This is a genomic window from Streptomyces diastatochromogenes, assembly GCF_002242805.1.
Classification (GTDB): domain Bacteria; phylum Actinomycetota; class Actinomycetes; order Streptomycetales; family Streptomycetaceae; genus Streptomyces; species Streptomyces diastatochromogenes.
In genome coordinates, this window is the sequence record NZ_MCGQ01000064.1 from 1 (window position 1) to 6,571 (window position 6,571).

Sequence of the window (6,571 nt, forward strand, 5' to 3'; positions counted from 1 at the left end):
CCCCACCCGTCACCGCCCCCGCCACCAACCCCCCGTCCACCGAAGGAGCAGCATGACCACCGCCGACCAAGTCCTCACCCGCCCGCGCTCCCTCGCCGCCGGAGGCCTGCGCGTCGTACGACGTCATCCGCTGATTGCCGTGCTCGCGCTGATGATGCTGGTCTTCCAGCTGTCGTCGGGCAGTTTCCTCGACCTGGCCAACCTGCGTGGGATCGCCACCGACGCCGCCACCTTGGCCGTAGTCGCCGTGCCGCTCGCCCTGCTCGTCATCAGCGGCTACCTCGATCTGTCCGTCGGTTCCACGCTCGCCCTGGGCGGGCTGGTGGCCGGATGGCTGGCCGGCGAGCAGCATCTGTCACCGGTCGTCGCCGTGCTGGGGGCACTGGCCGCCGGAGCGGCGGTGGGCGCCGTCAACGGCATCCTCTGCTGTTACCTGGGACTGTCGCCGTTCATCGTGACGCTCGGCATGCTCACCGCCGTGCGCGGGCTGGCCCAGCAGCTCTTCCCGCTGCCGCTCAGCGGGTTCGGCTCCGGATTCGCGTGGCTGGGCGGGGCGAAGATCGCCGGTGTCGCCGCGCCCGTCGTGGTTGCCGCGCTCGTCCTGGTGGCCGGGGCCCTGTTCCTGGTGCTCACTCCGGCCGGACGGCACGTCTTCGCGATCGGGGTCAACCGGGAGGCGGCCCACCTGTCCGGCATCGACATCCGCCGCACGCCGTTCACGCTGTTCGTGGTCACCGGTGTCGCCGCGGCCCTGGCCGGTGCCGTCAAGGCGTCGGTCCTGGACAGCGTCGTCGCCGGCACGTCGGGCGCCGGATTCGAACTGACCGTGCTCACCGCCGTGCTGCTGGGCGGGGTCGCCCTCACCGGCGGCTCCGGCTCGATCCTCGGTGTCCTGCTCGGTGTGCTCTTCCTCGGCGGACTGCAGAACGGCCTGACCCTGCTCAATGTGCCGGCGTTCTGGCAGCAGATGGCCCAGGGAACCGCCCTGGTGGCAGGCGCGGCCCTCGCCCACTTCGCCCCGAAGCCCACGCGATGACGCCCCTGCCCGCATCCATGAAACCCACAAATCCCACGAAGCCCACGAGTCCTACGAAGCCCTCGAAAGGGGTTCGCCAATGAGTGTCACCGCTCCCACCCTCATCCTGACCGGCGGTCAGGTCCTCACCGTCGACCGTGACTTCACCGTCGCCGAGGGAGTGGCCGTGCGCGGCCGGGACATCGTCGCCGTCGGGAGCGACGCGGAGATGCGTGCCCTGGCCGGCCCCGGCACCCGGCTCATCGAGCTGCGCGGCCGGACCGTGCTGCCCGGCATCAACGACTCGCATCTGCACGGGGCGGCGTACGGCATGACGAAACCGCCGTTCTCCGTGAACGTCGGTCACCCGGCGGCCGGGTCGATCGCCGACATCGCGGCGCTCGTGGGCGGGGCGGTGTGTGCCGCCGCGCCGGGGGAGTGGATCGTCGGGCAGGGCTGGGACCCCGGCTATCTGGCGGAGTGCCTGGCCGATCCGCGCCGCTTTCCGCACCGCCGGGACCTGGACGCGGTCGCTCCGGACAACCCGGTCTGCCTGACGGACTTCTCCGCGCACATGGTGTGGGCGAACACCGCTGCCCTGCGCCGGTGCGGTGTCGACGCCGACTCGGTCGCGCCACCCGGTGGCGTCATCGACACCGACCCGGACGGACAGCCCACGGGCATCCTGCGCGAGGCCGCCCAGCGGCTCGTCCAGGAGGCGCTGCCCACCCCGACGATCACCCAGCGCCGACAGGCCATCCAGGCGGTGATCAGGGAACTGCACGCACGCGGCATCACCAGCTACACCGAGCCCGGCCTCGGGCCCGGCGGCGCGACCACCGCGTCCGGAGGCCTCGGCACCGACAACCTGACCGCGTACGCCGAACTAGCCGCGAGCGGCGACCTGCGGGCCCGCGTCAGCGTACTGCTGCTGCCCGCGCCGATGGGAGGCTCGGCGGACGAGCTGCGCAAGGGCCTGGCCGAACTGGGCCATGTCCCCACGCCGGACGCACGTCGGCTGCGCGTCCTCGGGGTCAAGATCTTCGGGGACGGGGTGCCGCCGAACCGTACGGCCTGGATGAAGGAGCCGTACCCGTCCGGCGGTCACGGGGCCCTGTGCGTGCACGGGGACACCCCCGCGCTGCAGGCCGAGGAACTGCGCGAGATGATCCGACTCGCCCACGACGCCGGCTTCCAGCTCGGCGTGCACGTCACCGGCGACCGGGCCATCGACACGGTCGTCGACGCCTTCGCCGCCGCGCACGCGGCCACCCCCCGCCCGGACGCCCGGCACTACGTCATCCACGGCGACTTCATCGGCCCCGCAAGCCTGGCCAAGCTCGCCGCGCACGGCTACGGCGTCAACATGAACCCCGGGATCAAGTGGACGATCTCCGACCTCATGGACGAGGTCGTGGGCCCGGAGCGGTCGGCGTACCAGTGGCCCGTGCGCTCTGCCGTCGAGGCGGGTGTGCGGGTGTGCGCCAGCTCCGACGCGCCGATCACGGAGCCCGACTGGCGGCAGGGCGTCGCGTCGATGATGCTGCGCGAGTCGAAGGCCAGCGGCCGGCCGAGCGGCCCCGAGCAGCGCGTGTCCCTGGCCGAAGCGCTGCGCGCCTACACGGTCAACGCGGCCTGGCAGGACTTCGCCGACGACTGGAAGGGCACCGTCGAGCCGGGCAAGGTCGCGGACCTGTGCGTCCTGGACCGCCCCCTGCCGGCCCTCGACCCGCACGACATCACCCAGGTCGAGGTGGACCTCACCGTGTTCGACGGGGACGTGGTGCACGAGCGCTGAGTGCGTGTGTCCAAGCCCCGGCCCCCTGCCGCTCGCGGGTGCGGATCCAGAAGGCGAGGAGAGCGACGAGGGTGAGGGCCGCCGTCCAGGTGAGGCTTGCGGCTACGGGCCGCAGCGGGGTGGTGGGGGCAAGACCGGCGGCGAGGCAGGTCTGGGTGGAGCCGTACATCGGCAGCAACGGGCCGAGGAAGCCATGGGGATCGGGGTTGACCAGGGGGCTTTGTGGCAGCAGGTCGAGGTTGCTGGTGACGAAGATGACGACCATGCCTTCGAGTTCGCCGGGCAGGAAGAGTGCGAGGACGAGTCCGAGTGAGCCGTAGACCAGGCATGCGGTGAACAGTCCGAGCCACAGGAACCCAGGGTGGCGGGGTGACCATACGGCCAGCGTCCATACGGTGGTGTACAGGGCGACGAGCGCGGCGGCCGAGAGCAGTGAGGTCGCCTTGGCCAGCAGGAGCGGGGTGCGCGGGTAGCCGGCCGCGGTGAGCCGGCGGTCGAAGGGGCCGGCTTGACGGGCGGCGCTGAAGGTGAGGAAGGCCATCAGGAGCATCACCACGCCGAGACAGCCGTGGATCATGCCCACGTGGTCCGTCGAGGCGGTGAGCGTCCGGCCGGTCGCGCGCAGCCGGAAGGCCAGCGAGGCGGCCGCGAAGATCTGCGGCGCGGCGAGGATCCACACCGGGATGAGGACGGCCAGCAGGAGCGCGGCGAGTGTGTTCTTGGCGAGTTCGGCCAGGTGGTAGCGGGCCGCGATGCGGTAGGCCCTCACCGGCCGGCTCCCTCGGTCATGACGGTCGCTTCGTGACCGAGCTGGATGACGGCGTCCAGACGGTCGATGTCGTGGGCGAGGTGGGAGATGACGACGGTGGTGCCCCCGGCCGCGCGGCGGGCGGCGGCGAGGTCCCAGAAGGCGAGGTAGGTCTGCCAGTCGAAGCCTTGATAGGGCTCGTCGAGCAGCACCACGTCGGGATCGTGCATGAGGGCGAGGACGAGGTTGAGCTTCTGCCGTGTGCCGCCGCTGAGGACTTTGACGGGAACGTGGAGATGGTCGGCGAAGGCGAGCCGGTCGATCAGCTCGTGGGCGCGGTCGAGGTGGGGGAGGCGGAAGGCCTCCTGGAACAGGCGAAGGTGCTGGAACGGCGTAAGGGCGTTGTTGAGAACGGGGTGTTGGGGGCAGTGGCTGAGCGTGCCGTCGACCGTGACGGTGCCCTGGTCCGGGCGCAGGTCACCGCTGAGGATGCGCAGCAGGGTGGTTTTGCCGGCGCCGTTCTCCCCGACGACGCCGACGGTCTGCCCGGAACGGACGGTGAGGTCGACGCCGGCCAGTACGACGCGTCTGCCGAATGCCTTGTGAATGTCGCGCGCGCTGAGGGCGGTGCCGGTGGCCGTGGAGGGAGAGACGGTCACGAGTTCCTCTCTTCGCTGTACGTCCGCGCGTCCTCGTCGCCGGGCGAGCGGGTCTGTGCGGGCCGGTTCACACGCATTCCGCCGTCACCCGGGAGGTACGCGGCCGCGGCGTCATGACCAGGGGCGGGGCCTCCAGCAGCGCGTTGACGCGGGGGACCACGGGGCCCGAGGAGACGGTTTGCCCGCGCAGGGTCCAGTTCTGGAGCACCCGAGCGAGGACGACGACGATCTCGGTGAGCGCGAAAGCCTCTCCGAGGCACTTGCGGGAGCCGTTGCCGAACGGGATGTACGCCTCGCGCAGGCCGGGGGTTTCGGCGGCCCACCGGTCGGGGTCGAACCGCTCGGGGTCGGGGAAGAGACTCGGCCGGCGGTGCAGCTGGTACGGGCTGACGACCAGGCCGGCCCCGGACGGCAGGATCTGCCCGGCCAGTTCGACGGGCGCGGCCACGCGGCGGAGGATGAGCCAGCCATGCGGATACAACCGCAGCGTCTCCAGCACGACATGCCGGGTGAGTTCCAGGCGTCGTAGCGACGGATCGTCCGGCGGATCGCCTCCCAGGACGGAGTCGATCTCGTGCTGGACGCGGCGGGCGATGTCCGGGTGGCGGTCGAGCAGGTGCAGGGCCCACACCATGGTGCTGGCACGGCCCGCCGCCGTCGCCGCGGTGAACATGTTGATGACATTGTCACGCACCTCGCCGTCGCTCATCGGCTCCCCGGCGTCGTCACGTGCCGCCAGGAGCATGGACAGGATGTCCGCGTGCTCCGCGCCGGAGCGGCGGTAGGCGAGGATCACTTCGTCGATGACCTGCTCGTACCTGCTCAGCACCCGACGGAACCGGCGGGCGCGGTGGGGGAACAGCCAGCGCACTCCGAGCGCGGAGGTGAGCACCTCGCGGTGGATCCCGCCGATGATCTCCTCGATGCAGGCATGGGCCTCGTCGCGGTAGTGCTCCGTGATCTCCGCGGCGAACATCGTGCGTACGCCGATCGTCGCCGCCACGGCCGTCATCTCCCGCATCACGTCGAACGGGACGCCGGACCGCCAGGCCCCGGTCACCGCGTCGGCCGTCTCGACCATGGTGGGGATGTAATCGGCGACGCGAGTGCGCTGGAACGGCGGCTGAGCAACCGCCGTGTCCGCTTGTGCTTGGCGTTCGGGCACGTGACGATCCCGTCGCCGAGGAGCGTGCGCATCTGGGCGTAGCCCGGGCCCCCTTTGGGGAACGTGTGGGAGTCCCGTAGTACCTGGTCGGCCAACTCCGGGTGGCAGGCAAGATAAATGGGCTGCCGCCCGAGTCGCAGGCGTACGAGATCCCCCTGGGACGGCAGGGAACAGAGGAAGGACAGCGGCGTTCTCCAGATGCGCAGTGCGTGCCCCAGTCCCGGCAACGCGCCCGGAGCCTGCGCGAATCGGAAGTCGGATCGGGTCCTGCTCATGGGGGAATGGGTTCCTTCCGCACAGGCTGGGGGGAACAGCGGCCGCTGTCCGGGAACGTGTCTAACCAACGCGGGGCCGGGCCGGATCCGTTCGGTGCGCTGCGGCACCTTCCGGGTGGGCCCTTTGAGTCGTTCGGCTGAAGCGCGCCCGGCGCCGTTGACGTGCGAAGACCCCGACGGAGTGAACCGAGAGCAGCCCTGTTGCGGTGATCGGCAGCCCGTGTTGCGGTGATCGCCGGCAGCGCACGACCATCATGGCGCGGGCGACCGTGTCGGCCTCGGCGGTCACCGGGCACCGGCCCGCGGCCTCTGCGAGGAGATCGACTTGACCGACGCCACGGCAGTGGAGGAACGCCCGCTCGCGGCCAGCGAGGGGGCCTTCGCCTCGTTCGGGACGCCCATCCATTTCAGTCAGCGGCTGCACGGCCGACTCGACCTCGATGCGCTGGCGGCCGCGGTCGGGGACCTGCTCCTCCTGCACCCCGTACTGTCCGCGCGGATCGTGGCCGTGGATCAGGGCCACGTCCTGCGGCTGGACCCGTCGGTGCCCGGGCCGCGTCTTGACGTGGCCGACGGCATCGACCGGGTCGGGGCGCCCTACGCGCCGGACACGCCGCTGTTCAGGGTCGTCGTGACCGAGGAGGCGGCGGACCGCCACCGGTTGGCCCTGTCGGTTCACCACGCCGTCAGCGACGGTGTCAGTGCGCTGACGCTGCTGCACACCCTGTGGCGCAGCTACAGCGCACGCGTCGCCGGCCGTACGCCGGTGCTGCCGCCCCGTACCACGGGGTTGCCCCGCCCCGTCGAGGAACACTTCCGCGCACGCTTCTCCGTCGAGGAGCTGAACGACTTCCTGAGGGATCGCTCGGCGAAGGTCGGGGATCTCGTGCCCCTCCCGCATGGTGCGCCCG

General features: G+C 71.3%; 7 protein-coding genes. 3 read left to right on the forward strand and 4 right to left on the reverse strand.

Annotated elements, in window-relative coordinates:
* Positions 1–52: 52 nt before the first annotated feature.
* Both BEK98_RS44315 and BEK98_RS44320 read left to right on the forward strand, forming a co-directional pair.
* Complete coding sequence (locus BEK98_RS44315; protein ID WP_094222517.1) at positions 53–1,036, forward strand: ABC transporter permease; 984 nt, start codon at positions 53–55, stop codon at positions 1,034–1,036.
* 79 nt (positions 1,037–1,115) lie between these two features.
* A complete protein-coding gene (locus tag BEK98_RS44320) occupies positions 1,116–2,813 on the forward strand; it encodes an amidohydrolase (RefSeq protein ID WP_094222518.1) in 1,698 nt (565 codons plus the stop codon).
* Here the strand turns inward: BEK98_RS44320 and BEK98_RS44325 are convergent.
* From BEK98_RS44325 to BEK98_RS51490, 4 genes are all read right to left on the reverse strand, one after another.
* Positions 2,776–3,582, reverse strand: coding sequence for a hypothetical protein (locus tag BEK98_RS44325; RefSeq protein WP_094222519.1), 807 nt, complete (start codon positions 3,580–3,582; stop codon positions 2,776–2,778). The genes BEK98_RS44320 and BEK98_RS44325 overlap by 38 nt on opposite strands.
* Positions 3,579–4,220, reverse strand: coding sequence for an ATP-binding cassette domain-containing protein (locus BEK98_RS44330; RefSeq protein WP_208643407.1), 642 nt, complete (start codon positions 4,218–4,220; stop codon positions 3,579–3,581). Before BEK98_RS44330 ends, BEK98_RS44325 begins: the two co-directional genes overlap by 4 nt.
* A 67-nt stretch (positions 4,221–4,287) precedes the next feature.
* Positions 4,288–5,301, reverse strand: coding sequence for a cytochrome P450 (locus tag BEK98_RS44335; RefSeq protein ID WP_094222520.1), 1,014 nt, complete (start codon positions 5,299–5,301; stop codon positions 4,288–4,290).
* Positions 5,277–5,660 (reverse strand): cytochrome P450, encoded by a 384-nt coding sequence (locus BEK98_RS51490; protein WP_107428332.1) that lies wholly within the window; start codon positions 5,658–5,660, stop codon positions 5,277–5,279. Before BEK98_RS51490 ends, BEK98_RS44335 begins: the two co-directional genes overlap by 25 nt.
* A 325-nt stretch (positions 5,661–5,985) precedes the next feature.
* On the opposite strand from BEK98_RS51490, the gene BEK98_RS44340 reads away from it, so the two are divergent.
* A partial coding sequence (locus tag BEK98_RS44340) for a condensation domain-containing protein (RefSeq protein ID WP_244202248.1) occupies positions 5,986–6,571 on the forward strand: 586 nt, incomplete at its 3' end.

Coding starts and splice junctions, on each gene's coding strand:
- BEK98_RS44315 (WP_094222517.1), top strand. CDS start 53: ATGACCACCGCCGACCAAGTCCTCACCCGCCCGCGCTCCCTCGCCGCC.
- BEK98_RS44320 (WP_094222518.1), top strand. CDS start 1,116: ATGAGTGTCACCGCTCCCACCCTCATCCTGACCGGCGGTCAGGTCCTC.
- BEK98_RS44335 (WP_094222520.1), bottom strand. CDS start 5,301: ATGGTCGAGACGGCCGACGCGGTGACCGGGGCCTGGCGGTCCGGCGTC.
- BEK98_RS51490 (WP_107428332.1), bottom strand. CDS start 5,660: ATGAGCAGGACCCGATCCGACTTCCGATTCGCGCAGGCTCCGGGCGCG.